Source organism: Pseudomonas sp. NMI542_15 (assembly GCF_021283425.1).
In the GTDB taxonomy this organism is placed as follows: domain Bacteria; phylum Pseudomonadota; class Gammaproteobacteria; order Pseudomonadales; family Pseudomonadaceae; genus Aquipseudomonas; species Aquipseudomonas fortuita.
Window position 1 is genome coordinate 122635 of sequence record NZ_JAJSRO010000017.1, and the last position, 18908, is coordinate 141542.

Genomic DNA, 18908 nt, shown 5'->3' on the forward strand with positions numbered 1-18908 from the left:
ATCGGCCTCAGAACTGGAAGTACAGGAACGGCGAGTAGCTTTGCGCCGAAAGCTTGAGGATCGAGGCCACGAACAGCAGCAGCACCAGGGCGCGGGTCATCACCCGGGTCCAGTCCAGGCCGATGGAGCCGTCGTTGTTGACCTGCACCGGAGTGGCCTGGGGCGTCGGCTTGGCATTGCGGTAGAAATCACGCAGGCCGAAGAACGCCAGGGAGATGTAGGCGACGATCAGGGTGGCCACTTGCAGGCCGGTCAGCTGGGCGCTGTTGAGCTCCGACAGCTGCCAGTCGCCAAAGCTGAACATGGCACCGTACATGCGGGCGGCCACATGCAGGTTCTCGGCGCGGAAGATCACCCAGCCCACCACCACCAGCAGGAAGGTGAAGGCCCACTTCACCGGGTTGAAGCGCTGCGGGTTGGTGTCGATGCCCAGCGCGCGTTCGATGGCCAGCCACATGCCGTGCCAGGCGCCCCAGATGATGTAGGTGAAGTTGGCGCCGTGCCACAGGCCGCCCAGCAGCATGGTCAGGAACAGGTTGCGGTAGGTGTTGAAGGTGCCTTTGCGGTTACCGCCCAAGGTGATGTACAGGTAGTCGCGCAGCCAGGTCGACAGGCTGATGTGCCAGCGCCGCCAGAACTCGGTAATCGACTGGCTGATGTACGGCTGCTTGAAATTCTCCATGAAGCGGAAGCCCATCATCAGGCCCAGGCCGATGGCCATGTCGCTGTAGCCGCTGAAGTCAAAGTACAGCTGCGCGGTGTAGGCCAGCGCGCCCAGCCAGGCATCACCCGTGGTCGGGTTTTGCAGGGCAAAGCAGTGGTCGGCCACCACCGCCAAGGTGTCGGCGATGAACACTTTCTTGATGAAACCCTGCATGAAGCGGGTGCAGCCTTCGGAGAACTTGTCCAGGGTGTGGGTGCGGTTGTTGAACTGGTCGACCAGGTCTTTGAAGCGCAACACGGGGCCGGCAATCAGGTGCGGGAAAATGGCCACGAACGCCGCGAAGTCGATCAGGTTGCGGGTAGCCGGGGTGTCGCCGCGGTATACGTCGATGATGTAGCTGATCGACTCGAAGATATAGAACGAGATACCGATCGGCAGCAGCACGTGGGTGAGGATGAACGGCTCCAGGCCGAACGAGGTCATGATCGCGTTCAGGCTGTCGACGCCGAAGTTGGCGTACTTGAAGTAGCCGAGGATGGCCAGGTCGACGCCCACGCCCAGCAGCAGCCAGCGCTGCGCCGGTTTGGTTCGCACGCCGGCGGCACCCACTTTGAGGCCGATCCAGTAGTTCCACAGGGTGACCCCGGCGAACAGTGCCAGGAAGTCCACCCGCCACCAGGCATAGAAGATGTAGCTGGCAATCAGCAGCAGCAGGTTGCGATAGCGTTGCCCGCTCAAGTAGTACAGGCCGAGGAAGATCGGCAAGAACAGGAACAGGAACACGTTGGACGAGAAGACCATCCCGGTTCTCCTAATTTGTTCACAGCATCCAGGGCAAAGCGCCCCCCAAACCCCCCAGTGCAAGACTGGAAGGCAACTTAGATCCCTGTGGGAGCGGGCAAGCAGCCCGCGAACAAGGGCAAAGCCCTTGCCATGCACCGCGGTGGCTTCTTCGCGGGCATGCCCGCTCCCACAGGTGCCGCCCCCACAATGGGGCTCAATTCATTTTTTGCTCTCTGCGTTCGGGTCGTAGACCCGGGTCAGGTCGCCGCCCAGCCGGAAGCTGTTGAACGGCTGCATGTGCTGCTTGCGATCAAGCGTGTCGCCGACACAGTGATAAAGCGCACACCACGGCTCGAGCCAGGCGTACTTGCCGTCGACCTTGAGGTCGGTCATGTCCTGTTTTTCACCCGCGCGGGCCTTGAAGTGGCTGGGGTCGCGTGCACCGGCCAGTACCCCTTCGCCCAGGCGCTGCAGGGCGAAGTTGTTCTCGCTGCGCAGGTCGACGTTATTGGCCTGGGCGAAGCTGGCAATCATCGCCAGCGGCGGCAGGGCGTAGTTGTGGTAGGCCAGCGCACGCTGCTTGCGCTTGATTTCGTTGGGCAGGAAGCCCTGGTCATCCACCTGGTTGGCGCCTACCTTGTATTCCTTCACGGCCCAGTCGAACAGGTCGCGACGGTCGGTGGCGACAGCGGTCGCCATGACTGACCAGGCTGCCCAGTAGCTGTGGTTGTTGATCTTCTCCAGCGGCAGGTCGCTCCAGTCGCGCACGGTCTGCTCGGCCAGGCGGGCGAACCATTTTTCGATCAGCTCGGCCTCGGCGCGGTGCGCGGCCAATGGCTGCGAGTTGGAGAACTTCAGGCGCAGCCACGAACCGCTCATGCTGCCCAGCGCCCATTTGCGCATCGACTTGCCGGTGTGGTTGTAGTCGGTGGACATCAACGCATCGGCGCGCGCCCAGGTGCCCAGCCACGTCAGGGTGCAGTCGAGCTGCGCCGGGCGGCCGTCGCGCATGTACTGGCCAACCATCTTGCTCACGCCTTTCTCAAGGGTGGTGATGTCTTCGGTCGACTTGCGAAAGGCCTTTTCCGAGGCTGCGTTGAGCGTTGCCCGTGCCTTGTCCGAGCCTTCGTACTTGCTACGGAACTGCAGCGCACCGGTATAGGGCTTGGGCGCCGCTTCACAGCGGAAGTTACCATCGCTGGTCTTGAGTTTTTCGATCCCTTCGTAGTAACCCTGTGGGGGTACCAGCGCGGCGTGCGCGGCACCGCCAAACAGGGCCAAGGCGAGCAGGGCGGGGCTGGAAATTCGCTTGAGCATGGTCATGGGTCGCCTCACTGGCCGGCTTGCGCGGTTTGCGCAGGCACGGCGAAGTTGTTGCGTTTGCAGAGCTTGGCCTCGACCTTCTGGGTGCCGCTTTCCGGCCCCTGTACTTCGAACGCCAACAGGCTTTGGCTGGCCCAGTCTTCGTCTTCGCGCATCTGGAAGACAAAGCGGCCGTCGGTGTCGGAGGTTTCCGGTTTCTCCAGCTTGATGTCCTCGTGGCGGCCGTTGAGGTACCAGAGGGTGGCCTGCAGCACCTTCACCGACGGGTCTTCGAACTTGACGTCCATCTGCAGGTTGCGGTTGATCAGGTCTTTGATCACGCCGCCCTTGCCGTTGACCATCAGCTCGTTCTTGCCGGGCTTGAGGGTGGTGCTGGCGCTCATCAGGGCCGGGCGGTCGTCGCAGCCGTCATCGAGCAGGCCCAGGATTTGCCGCCAGATGGTTTCCTGGTCCAGGCGGTACAGCGGGGAGAATTCCCAGACCAGGATCTTCGGCGGGTTCTTCTGGAATTCCTCACTGCCCAGGTACTGGATCATCGAGCCTTCCAGGCCACCGCCAGGGAAGGCGACATTGAGCACGTCGGCGCCGATGTACTGCTCGAGGAAGCCCGAGAAGTTGTAGTTCTTGCCACTGTGGCTGGTGCCGACCAGGGTGATCTGCGCGTTGCCGCCGTCACCGAACAGGTCATCGCCGCCGCTCGAGCCTTTCGGTTCGGTGGCGAACTGGTCCATGTACTGCACGGCGTAGCTGGTGCCGCAGAGCTGGCCGGCAACGTTGTGCAGGGTGCCGGTCTTGCCCATGCGCCCGGACTTCTTGGTCTCGAATTCCTTGCGCGGGATGCCTTCGAAGGCCGGCATCTTGTGCACGGTGTCGGCCACGATTTTGGCTGCGCGCTCGGCGCCATATGGGGTCCAGTGCTGGTCGCCGCGGAAGTAGAAGTCCTTGCCCTGGTCGGCGGCGGCCAGTTGCTCGTTGGTCAGCGGCGACAGGTCGGGCACGTTGTAGCCCATGCTGGCGAAGCGCTTGAGCATCGCCTGGTAGTTGCCCAGGGCCTTCTGGTAGTCGAAGGCGGCTTTCTCGGCCGGGTTGAGCATGTTGCGGTTCACCAGGCCACGGGTCGGCTGGTACACCAGCACCAGCTCCACGCCGCGCTTCTTGAACGCGTCGTGCACCTGCTGCAGGCGCTTGTAGCCGGCCGGGGTGGTGTTGAACTCGGTGCGCAGGTCTTCGCGGGTACGGAACAGCCAGTCGCCCTTGGCCTGCACCAGCGTGGTGAAGTTCTGCTGGTAGCGAGTGGTGTAGCGGCTGGCGTCGTGCGCTTCGGGGCACAGCTGGCAGCAAGGTTCGGCGCTGAAGGTGGGGGCCTTCACTTCGTCGGCACGCACGCCTTGGCTGATCGCCAGGAGGGCGGCGGACAGGCCCAGCAGTTTGATCAGGTGTGGGGTCATGGTCTGGGCTTCCTTAATCGATCATTTCGGTCTGGCGTTCGACCGGGTCGATCAGCACAGCTTTTTGCTGGCGCACCAGCAGGTCGAGGATTTCGTCCTGGCGCTCGCCCAGCACACCATTGAGGCTGATGCCGCTGGCCTTGCGTGGGGCGAGCATGGACACCTTGTACAGCTCGACCGACAGCGGCGAGTCGATCGACAGCGGGCCGGAGCCGTTGGCCGCCAGCTCGCCACCCACCACGATCAGCGACACCTTGGTGTCGAATGGGTCGAGGGCGATGTCGCGGTCAGTGTCGGACAGGTCCTTGATGTGGCCGTATACGCCGACCAGGCCGTTGGCCATGGCGATGTTTTCGTACAGGCGGATGTTCACGCTGTTACGCACGCGGATCCCGTGGCGGCGGTTGTTGATCAGCTTGTTGCCCCAGATCAGGTTGTCGCCGCTTTCGTACAAGGTGATGCCGTCGGTGTGGTTACGGTAGATCTCGTTGTAGGCCACCAGGTTGTTGACGCTGTTACGGTCGATCACTACGCCCGAGAGCTTGTTGTCGTAGCTCTTGTTGTTGATGATCCAGCTGCCGTTGACCTCACGCGAAACGATGATGCCGTGCTTTTTCTTGGTGCCGTGCACCGTGTTGCCGGCAATGATCAGGCGGTGCGATCGGTCGTGCGGGTCGATGCCGTAGACGATGTTGTCGCGGTAGGTACTGTCCTTGACCACGAAGTCCTGGGTCTCGTAGCAGTAGAAGCCGTACCACATGTCGCTGAACGCCGAGCCGATGATCCAGCCGGTGGGTTCCGGGCGGCCCATGCGCTTGGCCATATTGGGCGTGTACTGCGAGATGCTCACGCCATACGACTTGGACTTGGCGTAGCCGAAGCTGGCCATCTTCGTGTTGACGATGTAAGTCTCGGTACCGCCCCACGACAGCAGGAACGGTCGGAATTCCTTGGGCGAGCGGAAGGTGGCCGGGCCGTTGTCTTTTTCGCGCCAGCCGGTCACCTGGGTGTCGGTGACGAACAGCTTGCCGTCGTTGACCAGGAACGAGCCGCCCTCCTGGGACAGGCGCAGCTGTTTGACCTTGCCGTCGATCTCGAGGATACCCTTCTGCCCGACCACGATCGGCAGGCGTGCCAGGTAAACCCCTGGCTCGACCTCGCTGAGGTACTGCCTGGGTACCTGCTTGCTCAACTCGACCAGGTCGACATGGCCATCATCGACGAAGATCGCCTGCGGGATGCCGTGCTGGCGCTGCACCCACTCGGCTGCCTTGTTGTCGCCGCCGACGAACTCCTTGAGGGTGTCCTCCTGGAACATACGGCGCAGGCTGACCTTGCCTTTGTGGCGGCGGTCGATCTTCTTCTGCACCGCTTCGGCGGTGAAACCGGTCAGGTCAGGCAGCTTTGGCGGGTCCATCTGCAGCGGCTCGATCGGTGCGCTGGCCACGGTGTAGGTCTTGGCCTGCTGCAAGCCCTTGGCGATTACCTGGGGCTCTGCGGCAGCGGCCAGGCCGCTTGCCAGCAGCAAAGCGCTGGCCAACAGGCTGTGACGTAAGTGCGGGTGAAGGTTCATAACGGTCAGTCCCCTAGCGGCCTCAGAAGCGCCAGATCACATCGACGAAGGCGCGGTGCATGTACGAGTCCGCTTCCTTGCCGTAGGCGTCGCCCGGCTTGAACACACCGGCACGCAAGCGCACCAGGGCGGACGGCTCGTCGATGGCCTGGCTCATCGAAGCCGGCAGCAGGCCTTGCTTGAAGTACTTGGTCACGACCACGTCCATTTCCTGGCCAAGGTCTTTTTCGCCGTCGACCAGTTGGCGGCTGATGCCGTTGTCGTTGACGGCTGCGTTGATGCCGCTGGAGCCGATGTTCTGGTTGCCGTCGACGCGCCAGAACTTGTGGTAGATCAGGCTGGCGTCGTAATCGTCGCGCAGTTGCCAGGAGGCGAAGAGGGTGGCGGCCTGCAGGTTGCCCAGCTCGCCGCGGAAGGCTTCGCCGAAGCGGTGCACGCCCGAGCGGGTGCCGGTGAAGTTGGAGCGGTTGCTCTCAAGGCCGGTCTGCTCGAAGTTGTTCGAGCCGTCGTCACCGCCGCCGCCGCTGCCGCGGGCGTAGGCCGCGCCGACCTGCCATTGCGGGTCCAGGCGCAAGCGGATGCCGAGGTCGGTGGCCCAGGCATTGACGTCGCCGCTCTGCGTGCCGGTGGCAACCTGGTCGTCGCCTACGGCCTGGCTGCTGAGCTTGTCGCGGTCACCGGTCAGCCAGGTGACGCTGCCCCAGTAATTGACGGTGTGGTCGTTGCGCCAGTTGTAGGCATCGCTGTTGGCTTCAAGGCCCAGCCAGGTCAGGTCGCCGGTGCGGGTCTTGTCCAGCGCATCGACGGTTTCGCCGGGGTTTTTCAGGCTGCCGCTGTCATGGGTGTGGTGGGCGCGTACGCCCACCCAGTGGCCAGGGGTCCACTGCGTGGCGACGTTGGCGTAGATGTGCGTGCGGTCCTTGTCTTCCGGGGCCAGCTCGGTGAGGTCGGTGCGGTACTCGCTGAAGCGCTGGGCCACGCCCAGGTCGGCCTTGAGCAGGGTGGTGTCGAAGGTCCAGTTGAGTGCTTCGATGTTGGTGTCGCGCCACATGCCATCGTCGCTGCGCAGGCGCTGGCGACCGAAGCGCAGTTGCTCGCCCGGGTAGGCGGTGAGGCCGCTGTAGCCCACCCAGAACTCACGCATGGCCAGGTAGCTTTTGTCTGGCTGGCGGCTGTCTTCGCCGGTGTCGGTGGTGCTGCCGTCGTCGTTCTGGCGCAAGGTGTCGGTTTCGATGGTATCGGTGGCTGCGACCGCCTGGCCCATGGCGTAGGCGCTCCAGTTGCCCCGCTCGCCGTACACCCATGGGCGCAGGTCCAGGCCCAGGCCGTTGACGTCGCCGCCAGGCCGGGTGCCCAGGTCACGGTCGTCTTCCGACTGCCCGGTAATCTTCACGTCCAGGCCGAAGTTTTTCTCGGCGGTCATCTCCGCCAGGGTCGGGCAGGACCACAGCAGGGCGAAGCTCAGGCCGATGCCGGCTTTCACGAAGGGATTGAGCGTCATAGCGAGTCCTCACCGTCTACTTCTTTTTCGTCGTCCTGCAGGGCTTCGAGGGCCAGGGTGCTATGTGCGCCCTGCGCCATGCTGCCGCGTGCACGCTTCTCCTGGTCCAGCAGTTGCTGGGCCTGGCTGCGCTGTTCAGGTGACAGTTGCTGATCGAGCTGCTGCAGCAGTTCAGCCGATTGCGGCGTCGGGTTGGCCTGCGACAGCTGGGCGAATACCCAGGCGTTGCCGGGTTGCGGGCGAATGCCATGGCCTTCGCTGAACAGCTGAGCCAGGGCATAGTCGGCGCTGTTCTGCCCGCCACGGGCGGCGGCCAGCAGGTTGTCGACGGCCTTCTGCGGCTCGACATTGCCCAGGTAGCCGCGGCGGTACAGCTGGCCCAGGTAGTAATGGGCGCTGATTTCACCGGCATCGGCCGCCGCTTGCAGGTGCTGCTCGGCTTTTTTGGCGTCGGCTGGCAGGGTTTTACCTTCGTAGTACAGGCGGCCCAGCAACAGTTCGGCGCGTGGTTGTTCGGCCTTGCGGCCCTTGTCGATGTAGGCCAGCAACTGGTCGGTGTCGCCCAGTTCGGGGAAGTCGTACAGCAGTTGCGCCAGGCTGACCCAGGATGCCGGATTGGCTGGGGCCACCTGCTCAAGCAGGTCCTTGGCGGTTTTCTCATCGGTCTGGCCGAGGCTGCGATCGGCCAGGACCCGGGCCACGCTGTCGACCCGGGTGGCCGGCACTGCGCCACGGGCGTAGGCAGCTTTCAGCTGGGCGAGCAGGGCGGCTTGCTGATCGGCCTGAGCGCGCTTCTGGTACACCGTGGCCAGTTCGACGTAGCAGATGTCGGTGGTGTTCAGTGCGGCCTTGCACATTTTCTCCACCTCGCCCAGGTGCTGGTCGTAGGTGCCCTGGGTACGGTACAGCAGCACCTGGGCCAGGCCCGCTTCCGGGTTGCCGGCGGCGCGCCACTGGTCGATCTGCTGCTGCGCGTTGACCGTTGGGAAGCTCTGCGGATAGCTGAGGTAAAGCATTGCCAGCGGGATCAGGGTATTGCTTTCGCCCTGTTTCGCCGCCTGCCTGAGCAGGGTTTCGGCTTCCTCGCGCTCGGCCTGGGTGCTGTCAGGCTTGGCCACCAGCAGGCGGCCCAGACGCGCCTGGGCACGGGGCGAGGTAGCGGCCGCGGCGCGGTAAGTGGCCTCGGCTTCCTTGATTTGCGACGGGTCGCGGGTGGCCACCTTGATGTCCGCCAGGCCCACTTGCGCATCGCTGTAGCCCAGGTCGGCCAGGGCCTTGTAGTTGCGCTCGGCCAGTGCCGTGTCGCCGCGTTTCAGGGCTTCGTTGGCCAGGCGCTGGTCAGGCAGGCCTGCACAGCCGGCCAGGGTGATGGCGGCTGCCAGGGCACACAGGCCCAGGCTTGCGCTCTTCTTGCAGGGCATCATGCGGTGATCCTCTTACAGGCCACGGGCCACGGCTTTGTCTACAAGCCAGTTCAGCGACGGGCCACGGTCGCTGTTGACCGCTGCCGGGCGGCCGGCGAGTTCGGCAGGCATGCCACTGTCAGGCTTGATCTGCACGCGGATGTCGGAGGACAAGTCTTCGCTGTTCAGGCTGGTGCTGCTGACGATCTGGCCAGTGCGCACTTCGTCTTCGCCGGCGACCTGGAAGTTGACCTGGGTACCTGGCTTGACCTCGTCGAACTGGCGGTAGCTGAAGCGGGCCTCGACCATCGGCGTGGTGGTGCGCGGAATCAGCTGGAAGATCGGCTGGCCCTTGGCTGCGTACTGCCCGTCGTCCACCAGTTGGCGGGCAACCACGCAATCGCAGGGGCTGGTGAGGGTGCCAGACAGCTGCTTGCCGAACAGTTCCTCGATCTTCGCCGGCTCCAGTTGCGCGTCGTCCAGGTTGCCCTTGAGCATGTCCAGCATGCTGGTGGTGAAGCTGGCCAGTGGTGCGCCCTTGGCAATCTGCCCACCGCTGTCGACCAGGCTGCTCACGGTGCCGTCGCGCGGCATGGTGACGGTGGTGGTCGGTACCGCGACCACACCGGCTTCGGCGTGGCTGACGAAGTACATGCCGTACAGCGACTTGGCGACAAAGCCGAAAGCCGCGACGCCGACCACGAATACGCCGAGGGTGACAGTGACTGCCTTGAGTCGGCCGAAGGCGCTCAGGCCCGACCCACCGTCTTTCTGCTTGCGTGCCTTGGTGAAATTGTCGCGCTGCAAGGTGCTCAGCACATCGCCGATGCTGATCAGCTCGCCCGACAGGTGGCTGGTGATGATGTGCCGCAAGGTAGCGATGTCGCGTGGTTCAAGGTTCTGGAACTGCGCACCGGTCCGGCCATTGTCCGGGTTGTACGAGCGCACCTGGAACTCGATGTCGATCGACAGGCCCAGGTTGTCGACCACGAACTGCAGGCGCCCGCGCAGTACTTCGCCCACCGACAGTTGCTGCTTGGTGTGGAAGCTCAGGCCACCGGCGGAAAGGTCGTCGACCTTCACTTCATGGGTTTGGCGCTGGGCGTCCAGGAAACGCAGCTTGGCGGGAATGCGCACCCGGGCGTGTTGGCGCTGGGCTTCGGACTCATGCACGACATTGACGTTCACGGCGGTATTCATGGGGGTTTGTTCCTGTTAGATCCGATCCGGGTTGGGCTCACACGACCATGAACAGCACAGCAACGAAGATGCTGGCAGCCGAGAAGGTCATGGTCCGCGAGGACCAGGTGTTGAACCATTGTTGAAAGCTGGCGAGGTCACGCTTGAGGGCAGTGGGCTGACGCGTCCACGACTGCTTGTCGAGGCGGAAGAACACGTAGATCTTCATCAGCGCGCCGATGATCTGGTTGTAATAGAGAATCAGCGGGTAGGCCGGGCCTACGTTGTGGCCGGAGCACAGCAGCATGATGGTGAGGATCAGGCGGGTGATGCCGATCCACAGCAGGTACACCAGCAGGAAGGCCAGGCCGAACTTGAGGCTGGCGATCACCGCCACCGTCAGCCCTAGCAGGCTGGTCCACATCGACACGCGCTGGTCGAACAGCACGATGCTGGTGAACAGCCCGAGGCGGCGCAGGCCCAGGCCCAATGCACGGGAGTTCTGCCGCAGGTTGTTGCCGTACCAGCGGTACATCAGCTTGCGGCTGGCCTTGAAGAAGCTCTTTTCTGGTGGGTGCTCGACCGTGTTGATGGCAGCGTCCGGCACGTAGAAGGTGTCGTAGCCCAGGCGCATCAGGCTGAACCAGCTGGATTTGTCGTCACCGGTAAGGAACTTGAAGCGGCCCAGGCGCCAGTGCATCAGCGAGTCGCTTTCAACGTCGGCGATGAACTCAGGGTTGGTCACCACGCTTGCGCGGAACATCGACATGCGCCCGGTCATGGTCAGCACGCGCTTGGACAGGGCCATGGAGCACATGTTGATGTGGCGCTGGGCGAAGCGCAGCTTGTGCCACTCGCTCATGATGTAGCCGCCGCGCACTTCGCAGAACTCGTTGGTGGTCAGGCCGCCGACGTTGGGGAACAGCTTGAACCACGGCACGGTCTTGCGTACCACACCATCGGCCAGCACGGTGTCGCCGTCGATCACGGCCACCACGGCGTTTTCGTCCGGCAGCATGCGCGAGATGGCGCGGAAGCCGTAGGCCAGGCCATCGCGTTTGCCGGTACCGGCAATGCGCACGATGTCCAGCTTCACATGGGCCGGCGGGTTGTACTTGGCCCACAGGCTTTTCACCAGCAGTTCATCGGACATCTCCACCAGCGAGCAGACCACGGTGGTAGGGAAGCCACAGTTGATCGCCTCGCGGATCACCGAGCTGTAAACCTGGGCCGTGGTCAGTGCTTCGATACGGAAGCTGGTCACCATCAGGTAGACATGCGACGGGTCGGTGGCAGCGCCCATTTTCTGCACCTTGCGGCGCAGGTACGGGTACACGCCGTAAAGAAAGATCATGCCGCGGATGAAATGGGTGGCGCCCATGGAATAGCGCCAGATGCCGACTGCGCCGACCAGGAAGATGAAGTGCTTCGATTGCGAGTCGAAGATATCGGCTGGCAGGGCCAGGGCGATCAGCATGAGCAGGCTCATGTAGAGCAGCCACCCGGCGCACTGCAACAGCACGGTCTGGAGCCTTTGCATGTTCAGCATCCGTCGAGAATTCGGGAAAGGGTGGGCGACGCAGGCTCGGCCGCGTCGCCCGGCCGAGGGCTTACCAGCAGATGCCTTCGGTACGGCTGGTGGTGCTGCTCGGTTTGCTCATGAAGCCGACCAGGTCGATCACCTGCTTGCCGGCTGGCGCTTGCTGGGCCAGCGTGCGGAACTGCTCGTCACGGTTGCCCAGGACGATGATGTCGGCGTTGTCGATCACCTGCTGGAGGTCGGCATTGAGCAGCGACGACACGTGCGGGATCTTCGACTCGATGTAGTCCTTGTTGGCGCCATGCATGCGGGCGTACTGAACGTTCTCGTCAAAGATGTCCAACTGGTAGCCCTTGCCGATCAGGCGCTCGGCCAGTTCTACCAGCGGGCTTTCGCGCAGGTCATCGGTACCGGCCTTGAAGCTCAGGCCAAGCAGGGCGACCTTGCGCTTGTCGTGGGCTTCGATCAGTTCGAAGGCGTTTTGCACCTGCGATTCGTTGCTGCGCATCAGCGAGTCGAGCAGCGGGGCGCGCACGTCCAGGCTGGCGGCACGGTAGGTGAGGGCGCGCACGTCCTTGGGCAGGCATGAGCCGCCGAAGGCAAAGCCTGGGCGCATGTAGTACTGGGACAGGTTCAGTACCGTGTCCTGGCAGACCACGTCCATCACTTCACGCCCATCAACGCCTACCGCTTTGGCGATGTTGCCGATTTCGTTGGCGAAGGTGACTTTGGTGGCGTGCCACACGTTGCAGGTGTACTTGATCATCTCGGCCACTTCGATCGGCTTGCGGATGACCGGGGCGTCGAGTTCTTCGTACAGGGCTTGCAGGATGTCGCCACTGGCGCTGTCCAGTTCGCCGATGACGGTCATCGGGGGCTGGTCGTAGTCCTTGATCGCGGTGCTTTCACGCAGGAATTCCGGGTTTACCGCGACGCCGAAGTCGACGCCGGCTTGTTTGCCCGAGCAGTCTTCGAGGATCGGGATGACCACGTTCTTGACGGTACCCGGCAGCACGGTGCTGCGCACCACGATGGTGTGACGGCGGGTGGTGTCACGCAGTACGTAGCCGATCTCACGGCATACCGACTCAATGTACTCCAGGCCCAGGTCGCCGTTCTTCTTGCTGGGCGTACCCACGCAGATCATCGAAACGTCGCTGGCGCGGATGGCTTCGGCGAAGTCGGTAGTGCCGCGCAGACGGCCATTGGCGATGCCCTGTTGCAGCAGTGCTTCCAGGCCAGGTTCGACGATGGGCGACTTGCCCTGGTTGATCAGGTCAATCTTGGTGCTGGACACGTCCACACCGATCACTTCATGGCCACGCGCCGTCAGGCAGCCTGCACAGACTGCACCCACATAACCCAAACCAAAGATGCTGATACGCATCGCTATCACCTCATGTGTTTATCACGCCGACACCTCCGCAGAGAGTCGGGCTGGGTTGATTAACAACAGTTTTTCAGGCGCACGGATTCATGGCGAATGCACACTTGGCCGAGCGCAGGCAAAATAAATCCGGAGCGCACAAACTTATGCACTTAAAGTTGGCAGTCAAAAGCCATTAATAAAAAACGTGCCCTGGCATGCAGCCGTCTTTATTGCAATGCGCTACTTGGCACACTGCTGTGCTTGTTTTTTCAAGTGGATAAATCCTTTGAAATCAACCACTAGGACGATTTGTAAGGGACGCTTCTCTCCTGCATCGGCAAGGTTTTCGGGGGACCCCGTGCAACCTGTTGAAGTTACCAAGGCAGTGAGTAGATATCTGCCTCTGTCACCTGTAAGTCATCTCTCACAGCCCGTAGGCAGGAAAATCGTTACGGCACTATGAGCGATCTGCCGCATAGGAAGTTCCTGAGTGGGTTTCGACCGGATGAAAGATTTCTAAATATTTATTCAGTTGTCGGCAGTTTCAATTTGATAGCACGCGGGTAGTTCACCCCCGTGTATAAAGGGTGAAACTGTAACGGGATATTTTTATGCCAGCATCCGAAAAAAATTTTCAGAATTCGTCAAAAAAGGTATGAACGGTCTTATGGCGTTTTGCGATAAAGGTAGGGGTGATGTTTTTCTGGCGCCGAAATCGTGACGTGATGGCGATTTGCATCGAGCCCCAAATCGGGGCGGAGGGGAGGTTTAATGGCAGCAGGCTCTTCGCGGCCAAGGCCTGCTGCCACCTGGGGCGCGCTGAGCTTCCGGCCCGCGCAATCCCTGTGGCAGCGGCTTTAGCTGCGAAGAGGGCGTCACAGGATCAATCCGAGGGATGATCCCGCAAAAACACCAGATGATCAGCCTTTGACTGCTCGGCACTGTAGTAGTACCCCTGCACATCGAACTGCTTGAGCTGTTCCGGGTCGCTGATGCGCTGCTGGATAACGAAGCGGCTCATCATGCCGCGGGCTTTCTTGGCGTAAAAGCTGATGATCTTGTACTGACCGTTCTTCAAGTCCTTGAAGTCGACATTGATCACTCGGGCCTTCAGTGCGCTGCGTTTCACTGCACTGAAGTACTCGTTGCTGGCCAGGTTCAGCAGCACGTCATCGCCTTGTTCGGCCAGGGCCTGGTTCAGCCATTCACTGATGCGTGTGCCCCAGAAGGCATACAAGTCCTTGCCGCGGGCGTTGGCCAGCTTGGTGCCCATTTCCAGGCGATAGGGTTGCATCAGGTCCAGCGGACGCAGCAGGCCGTACAGACCCGAAAGCATGCGCAGGTGGTCTTGCGCGTAGCTGAAGTCGTCCTCGCCCAGGCTCTCTGCGTCGAGGCCGGTGTACACATCACCCTTGAACGCCAGCAGTGCCTGCTTGGCATTGGCCGGGGTGAAGTCCGGGGTCCAGCTGCCGAAGCGGGCGGCGTTCAGGCCCGCGAGCTTGTCGGACAGGTGCATCAGTTCGCTGATCTGCGCAGGCGACAGCTCGCGCAGCTGCTGGATCAGTACCTGTGAGTCGTCCAGGTACTGGGGCAGGGTGAAACGTTCGGTCACAGGCTTGGTGTCGTAGTCGAGGGTCTTGGCGGGTGAAATCACCGTCAGCATCGGGTCGGCTCCTGGCATCGTTGACCCAAGATTCTACGGGCTGGGCGGTGCAAGTCCAAACTATGGCGACGATAGTCACAGACCATGGCCGGCGCAGGCGCTATAGTTCGCGTTTTGTCGATGCGGAGCCCTCCACCGTGCGCATTGCCTTTGCCTTGCTGGCCGCGCTGCTGAGCCTTGCCGTGCAAGCCGCCCCTTCACCCCAGGTAAGCCTGGATCGCAGCCTGTGGCCCGAGCAACTGAACAGCCCGGCGCTGTTCGATGTGGCTTCGCGGGCCGAGATCCTCTCGTTTGCGCAGGTACTGCATGAAAGCGAGTTGCTGGACGACGCGGCGCTGGCGGCGCGGCTAGGCTTGCGGCAGATCAACCTGCAAAAGGTGCGTCTTGTGCGCGCGCGCCTGTGGCAGCGCCTGTGGCAGGGGTATGAGCAGGCGCAGCGCAGCTGCGAGCAGGATGCCTCATTCTGCTACCCGGTAACTTCAATGGCAGATTTACGTACGCAGGCAGCAACGTTCGCGGCCGATGTCGGCACGTTCTATACAAACTGGATTGAGCCGAGCCACCAGTTCCACGTGCGTTACCTGGACGAGCAGCTGCGCAAGGCCGCCTTGCTGCCGCAGACCAGCAGCGAGGTGGAGCGGCTGTCTGCGCGGGAGCGCACTGGCGATGAACTGAACGACCGTATGTTCTTGCTGACCTTTGTCGGCGGACCAGGGCCAGAGGGTGGTAACACCGATCTGCTTGCCGACTACCTGCGCCGGCAAAAGCTTCAAGCTACATTCTTCGTGCTGGGCAACCGCTTGCAGCAACGTCGTGACGCCGGGGCGGCAAATGCCTTGCGCCAGCTCTACCGCGGGCAGTGTGTAGGCATCCAAGGCTGGGAATACCGTTCCCATGCCCAATGGACGGGCTGGCAGGACTCGCTGCGGCGTAGCCAGGCACGGGTGCAGGCTGACCTGCCGGCACAGTACGTGCCGTTGTTCCGGCCACCGTATGGGCAGCGCCGGGCCGATGGCGAGGCGTTCATGGCCCGCCAGCAACTGCGCGTGTCGTTGTGGGATATCGATGCCCTGGACGATGGCGCGCTGAGCGCAGAGGCCTCTGCGCAGCGGGTGCTGACCCTGATGCTGTTGTGGCGCAAGGGCGTGATCCAGCTCCATGACAGCCTGCCCAAGGCTCAGCCAGCGGTAGAGTGGTTGCTGCGAAATACTGCCCAGAGCGGCATCGGCTGGGCGGATTGCCGGGAATATGCTTATCGCGAACAGGGGTATGACTTCTGAGCGTAGCCCCCTCTGGCGCTGTCGCCAAGGCCTCTTCGTCAATCGGAAAAATAAAGTTCAAAAACACGTAAAAATGCTTTTTACGGTCATGGTTTTTGCGGTATGAAGAAACCAGACAGCCGATTCCTGCAGCACAGGTGGCGTCATCCAGGCCCACCTAGCCAGGTTCGCTTCCCGCCCGTAACAACGCGGATACGGGGAGAACGGTAGTCACTTTGCGGCGCAACAGACCGTGCCGTATGGCTTCGACATAAGGTGACCGAGTATGGATGACCAAGGACGCAACCCTTCCTCCAGCAAGCCAATCCTGTATGTGCTCGATACCAACGTCCTGATTCACGACCCCAACGCATTACTCAACTTCGAGGAGCACCACGTCGCCATTCCGATGACGGTGCTGGAGGAACTCGACAAGCTCAAGACCGGCAAACAGACCATCGCCGCCGAATGCCGCCAGGCCATCCGCCTGATCGACCAGACCCTCGGCGACGCCTCGCCCAACGATGTCGAGCAGGGCGTACCGATCCAGCGCAACAAGAGCGGGCCCAAGGGGTTCCTGTCCATCCTGATGACCCCGCGCAACGAGCCGAACAAGCTGCTGCCGGAAACCCTCAACGACAACATCATCATCAACCAGCTGCTCGAAGTACGGGCGCGGCGCACCGACCTGGACGTGGTGCTGGTCACCAAAGACATCAACATGCGCCTCAAGGCGCGCGCCTGTGGCATTGCGGCCGAGGATTACAGCACCGACCAGCTGGTCGACGACGTGTCCTTGTTGTCCAAGGGCTACCATTCGGTCACCGGTTCGTTCTGGGACCGCGTCAGCAAGGTCGATACCCGCCAGGAGCGCGGCCGCACCTGGCATCGGGTGCAGATGATCGACAACCTGCCTGCGGTGCACATCAACGAGTTCATTATCGATGAGCAGGGCTTTGTCGGCTGGATCAAGGGCATCCGCAACGATGAGCTGCTGTTGCTCGACCTGCACCAGGAGCCACTGCTGCACCAGGAAGCCTGGGGGCTGAAGCCTCGTGACATCCACCAGAGCCTGGCACTGTTTGCCCTGCTCGACCCGGATATCCACCTGGTCAACCTGACCGGCGCAGCCGGGTCCGGCAAAACCATTCTGGCCCTGGCCGCAGCCATCGAGCAGACCATGGTCAGCAAGCGCTACCGGCGCATCATCGCTACCCGCAGCGTGCAGGGGCTGGACCAGGAGATCGGCTTCCTGCCGGGTACCGAGGCCGAGAAGATGGAGCCGTGGCTGGGCGCCATCACCGATAACCTCGAAGCTTTGCACATGGATGACGAAAGCACCCATGGCAGCGTGGAGTACATCCTCGAGCGCGTGCCACTGCAGTTCAAGTCGCTGAACTACATCCGAGGCCGTAGCTTCCAGCAGAGCCTGATCCTGATCGACGAGTGCCAGAACCTGACGCCGCACCAGATGAAAACCATCATCACCCGTGCCGGCTCCGGGTCCAAGGTGGTCTGCCTGGGTAACCTGGCGCAGATCGACACCCCCTACCTGTCCGCGACCAGCTCGGGCCTGACCTACCTGACCGAGCGCTTCAAGGACTTCCCCCACGGCGTGCACATCACCCTGCAGGGCGTGCCCCGCTCGGTGCTGGCCGAGTACGCCGAGTCGCATCTGTAACCGTCACCGCCGGGCGGTTAGCCGCCCGGCCTTCCCTTGCAGGAGCAGCCTTGTCCTGCGAAGAGGCCATTACAGGCAGGGCTATTTTCCAGTCATGCTGGCCCTTTCGCAGCACAAGGCTGCTCCTACAGGTGATGTGCATGCCTCATACCTCTGCTCAAACCTGACCCACAGGTTTACACTGCCAGTTCCCTTCACAGGAGCAGAGCAGTGCTGACACATCTTGATTCCCAGGGGCGGGCCAACATGGTCGACGTCACTGAAAAGGCCGTGACCGAGCGCGAGGCCACTGCCGAGGCGCGGGTGCGCATGTTGCCGCAGACCTTGCAGATGATCGTCGACGGGGAGCATCCCAAGGGCGACGTGTTCGCCGTGGCGCGCATTGCCGGGATCCAGGCGGCGAAGAAGACCAGTGACCTGATCCCGCTGTGCCACCCGCTGATGCTGACCAGCGTCAAGGTCGAGCTCAGTGCCGAGGGCCAGGACGCCGTGCGGATTGTCGCCCGTTGCAAGCTGGCCGGGCAGACCGGCGTGGAGATGGAGGCGCTGACCGCTGCCAGCGTTGCCGCGCTGACGATCTATGACATGTGCAAGGCTGTGGACAAGGGCATGGTCATCGAACAGGTACGCCTGCTGGAAAAGCTCGGCGGCAAAAGTGGCCACTACAAGGTGCAGGCATGATGAAGGTCAAGGTGATGTACTTCGCCCGCTACCGCGAACTGCTGGGTGTGGATGGCGAGCGTGTAGAGGGCGCGTTCAAGGTGCTGGACGATGTGCGCCAGGCCCTGGTGGGCAAGGGTGGGCACTATGCGGTGCTGGCTGAGCAGAACCTGATGTGCGCGCGCAACGAAGAGCTGTGCAAGCTCGATGAGCCACTGCAAGAGGGTGATGAAGTGGCGTTCTTCCCGCCGGTGACCGGAGGCTGAACATGGCAGTGCGAGTGCAACACGGCGCGTTCGACCCAGGGGCCGAGGTGAATGCCATGCATGCGGCCAATGTTGGCGTGGGCGCGGTGGTCGGTTTTGTTGGCTATGTGCGGGATTTCAACGATGGCCGCGAAGTGGCGGGGATGCTCCTTGAGCACTACCCGGGCATGACCGAAAAGGCGCTGGCCAAGATCGTGGTCGAGGCCGAGCAGCGCTGGCCGTTGCTCAAGGTGGAGGTTTTGCACCGCATCGGTGCGCTGGAACCGGGCGAGCCGATCGTGTTTGTTGGCGTGGCCAGTGCCCATCGGCAGGCGGCGTTCGAGGCCTGCAACTTCATCATGGACTACCTGAAGACCCGGGCGCCGTTCTGGAAGAAGGAAAATACCCAGGAAGGGTCGCGGTGGGTTGAAGGCAAGCAGAGTGACCAGGATGCGGCGGGGCGCTGGTAGATTGCTGTCTGATGGCCGGGGCTTTGCCCCGGTTCGCGGGGCAAGCCCGCTCCCACAGGTGCTTTGCTGAACCCAAGGGCAGCGGAAAATCTGTGGGAGCGGGCTTGTCCCGCGAAGAGGCCGGCACAGGTCAGTGGTGTTTGCGCG

General features: G+C 62.4%; 15 protein-coding genes. 5 read left to right on the top strand and 10 right to left on the bottom strand.

Features of this window, described 5'->3' with window-relative positions; genetic code table 11:
- Positions 1–7 precede the first annotated feature (7 nt).
- The 10 genes from LU684_RS21970 to yaaA form a co-directional block, all read right to left on the bottom strand.
- Positions 8–1465, bottom strand: a complete 1458-nt coding sequence (locus tag LU684_RS21970; RefSeq protein ID WP_016489017.1) for an MBOAT family O-acyltransferase — start codon at positions 1463–1465, stop codon at positions 8–10.
- 201 nt (positions 1466–1666) lie between these two features.
- Positions 1667–2770 (bottom strand): mannuronate-specific alginate lyase, encoded by a 1104-nt coding sequence (locus tag LU684_RS21975; RefSeq protein ID WP_016489016.1) that lies wholly within the window; start codon positions 2768–2770, stop codon positions 1667–1669.
- A gap of 8 nt (positions 2771–2778) precedes the next feature.
- Complete coding sequence (locus tag LU684_RS21980; RefSeq protein WP_060517448.1) at positions 2779–4218, bottom strand: alginate O-acetyltransferase; 1440 nt, start codon at positions 4216–4218, stop codon at positions 2779–2781.
- A 13-nt stretch (positions 4219–4231) separates the two neighbouring features.
- Positions 4232–5791, bottom strand: coding sequence for a mannuronan 5-epimerase AlgG (gene algG / locus LU684_RS21985; RefSeq protein ID WP_232895019.1), 1560 nt, complete (start codon positions 5789–5791; stop codon positions 4232–4234).
- 22 nt (positions 5792–5813) lie between these two features.
- Positions 5814–7292 (bottom strand): alginate export family protein, encoded by a 1479-nt coding sequence (locus LU684_RS21990; RefSeq protein ID WP_232895020.1) that lies wholly within the window; start codon positions 7290–7292, stop codon positions 5814–5816.
- Entirely contained in the window at positions 7289–8716 is a 1428-nt protein-coding gene (gene algK, locus LU684_RS21995; protein WP_102689055.1) for an alginate biosynthesis TPR repeat lipoprotein AlgK, read from the bottom strand. Before algK ends, LU684_RS21990 begins: the two co-directional genes overlap by 4 nt.
- 12 nt (positions 8717–8728) lie before the next feature.
- Positions 8729–9895, bottom strand: a complete 1167-nt coding sequence (locus LU684_RS22000) for an alginate biosynthesis protein Alg44 (RefSeq protein ID WP_023047937.1) — start codon at positions 9893–9895, stop codon at positions 8729–8731.
- 37 nt (positions 9896–9932) lie between these two features.
- Positions 9933–11414, bottom strand: a complete 1482-nt coding sequence (locus tag LU684_RS22005) for a glycosyltransferase family 2 protein (RefSeq protein ID WP_095116062.1) — start codon at positions 11412–11414, stop codon at positions 9933–9935.
- Positions 11415–11484: 70 nt separating this feature from the next.
- A complete protein-coding gene (locus tag LU684_RS22010; RefSeq protein ID WP_023047936.1) occupies positions 11485–12801 on the bottom strand; it encodes a nucleotide sugar dehydrogenase in 1317 nt (438 codons plus the stop codon).
- Positions 12802–13666: 865 nt separating this feature from the next.
- Complete coding sequence (yaaA, locus tag LU684_RS22015) at positions 13667–14446, bottom strand: peroxide stress protein YaaA (RefSeq protein WP_016489007.1); 780 nt, start codon at positions 14444–14446, stop codon at positions 13667–13669.
- A gap of 137 nt (positions 14447–14583) precedes the next feature.
- Here yaaA and LU684_RS22020 point away from each other — a divergent pair, with 137 nt between their 5' ends.
- The 5 genes from LU684_RS22020 (at position 14584) to moaE (ending at position 18761) form a co-directional block, all read left to right on the top strand.
- Positions 14584–15726, top strand: a complete 1143-nt coding sequence (locus LU684_RS22020) for a polysaccharide deacetylase family protein (protein WP_016489006.1) — start codon at positions 14584–14586, stop codon at positions 15724–15726.
- 265 nt (positions 15727–15991) lie between these two features.
- Positions 15992–17386, top strand: a complete 1395-nt coding sequence (locus LU684_RS22025) for a PhoH family protein (protein ID WP_016489005.1) — start codon at positions 15992–15994, stop codon at positions 17384–17386.
- Positions 17387–17596: 210 nt separating this feature from the next.
- On the top strand, positions 17597–18067 hold the full coding sequence (gene moaC / locus LU684_RS22030; RefSeq protein WP_016489004.1) for a cyclic pyranopterin monophosphate synthase MoaC: 471 nt from the start codon (positions 17597–17599) through the stop codon (positions 18065–18067).
- On the top strand, positions 18067–18312 hold the full coding sequence (locus LU684_RS22035) for a MoaD/ThiS family protein (protein ID WP_016489003.1): 246 nt from the start codon (positions 18067–18069) through the stop codon (positions 18310–18312). The genes moaC and LU684_RS22035 overlap by 1 nt, the downstream gene beginning before the upstream one ends.
- 2 nt (positions 18313–18314) lie before the next feature.
- Positions 18315–18761 carry a molybdopterin synthase catalytic subunit MoaE gene (gene moaE, locus LU684_RS22040; protein WP_232895021.1) on the top strand — a complete coding sequence of 149 codons (447 nt, stop codon included), beginning with the start codon at positions 18315–18317 and terminating at the stop codon, positions 18759–18761.
- Positions 18762–18908: the final 147 nt, after the last annotated feature.

Excerpts from the sequence above, each read along its gene's own strand:
- LU684_RS22000 (WP_023047937.1), bottom strand. The coding sequence starts at position 9,895 with ATGAATACCGCCGTGAACGTCAATGTCGTGCATGAGTCCGAAGCCCAG.
- algK (WP_102689055.1), bottom strand. The coding sequence starts at position 8,716 with ATGATGCCCTGCAAGAAGAGCGCAAGCCTGGGCCTGTGTGCCCTGGCA.
- moaE (WP_232895021.1), top strand. The coding sequence starts at position 18,315 with ATGGCAGTGCGAGTGCAACACGGCGCGTTCGACCCAGGGGCCGAGGTG.
- yaaA (WP_016489007.1), bottom strand. The coding sequence starts at position 14,446 with ATGCTGACGGTGATTTCACCCGCCAAGACCCTCGACTACGACACCAAG.
- LU684_RS21970 (WP_016489017.1), bottom strand. The coding sequence starts at position 1,465 with ATGGTCTTCTCGTCCAACGTGTTCCTGTTCCTGTTCTTGCCGATCTTC.
- LU684_RS22035 (WP_016489003.1), top strand. The coding sequence starts at position 18,067 with ATGAAGGTCAAGGTGATGTACTTCGCCCGCTACCGCGAACTGCTGGGT.
- algG (WP_232895019.1), bottom strand. The coding sequence starts at position 5,791 with ATGAACCTTCACCCGCACTTACGTCACAGCCTGTTGGCCAGCGCTTTG.
- LU684_RS22010 (WP_023047936.1), bottom strand. The coding sequence starts at position 12,801 with ATGCGTATCAGCATCTTTGGTTTGGGTTATGTGGGTGCAGTCTGTGCA.
- LU684_RS22005 (WP_095116062.1), bottom strand. The coding sequence starts at position 11,414 with ATGCAAAGGCTCCAGACCGTGCTGTTGCAGTGCGCCGGGTGGCTGCTC.
- LU684_RS21990 (WP_232895020.1), bottom strand. The coding sequence starts at position 7,292 with ATGACGCTCAATCCCTTCGTGAAAGCCGGCATCGGCCTGAGCTTCGCC.
- LU684_RS21975 (WP_016489016.1), bottom strand. The coding sequence starts at position 2,770 with ATGACCATGCTCAAGCGAATTTCCAGCCCCGCCCTGCTCGCCTTGGCC.
- LU684_RS21980 (WP_060517448.1), bottom strand. The coding sequence starts at position 4,218 with ATGACCCCACACCTGATCAAACTGCTGGGCCTGTCCGCCGCCCTCCTG.
- LU684_RS22025 (WP_016489005.1), top strand. The coding sequence starts at position 15,992 with ATGGATGACCAAGGACGCAACCCTTCCTCCAGCAAGCCAATCCTGTAT.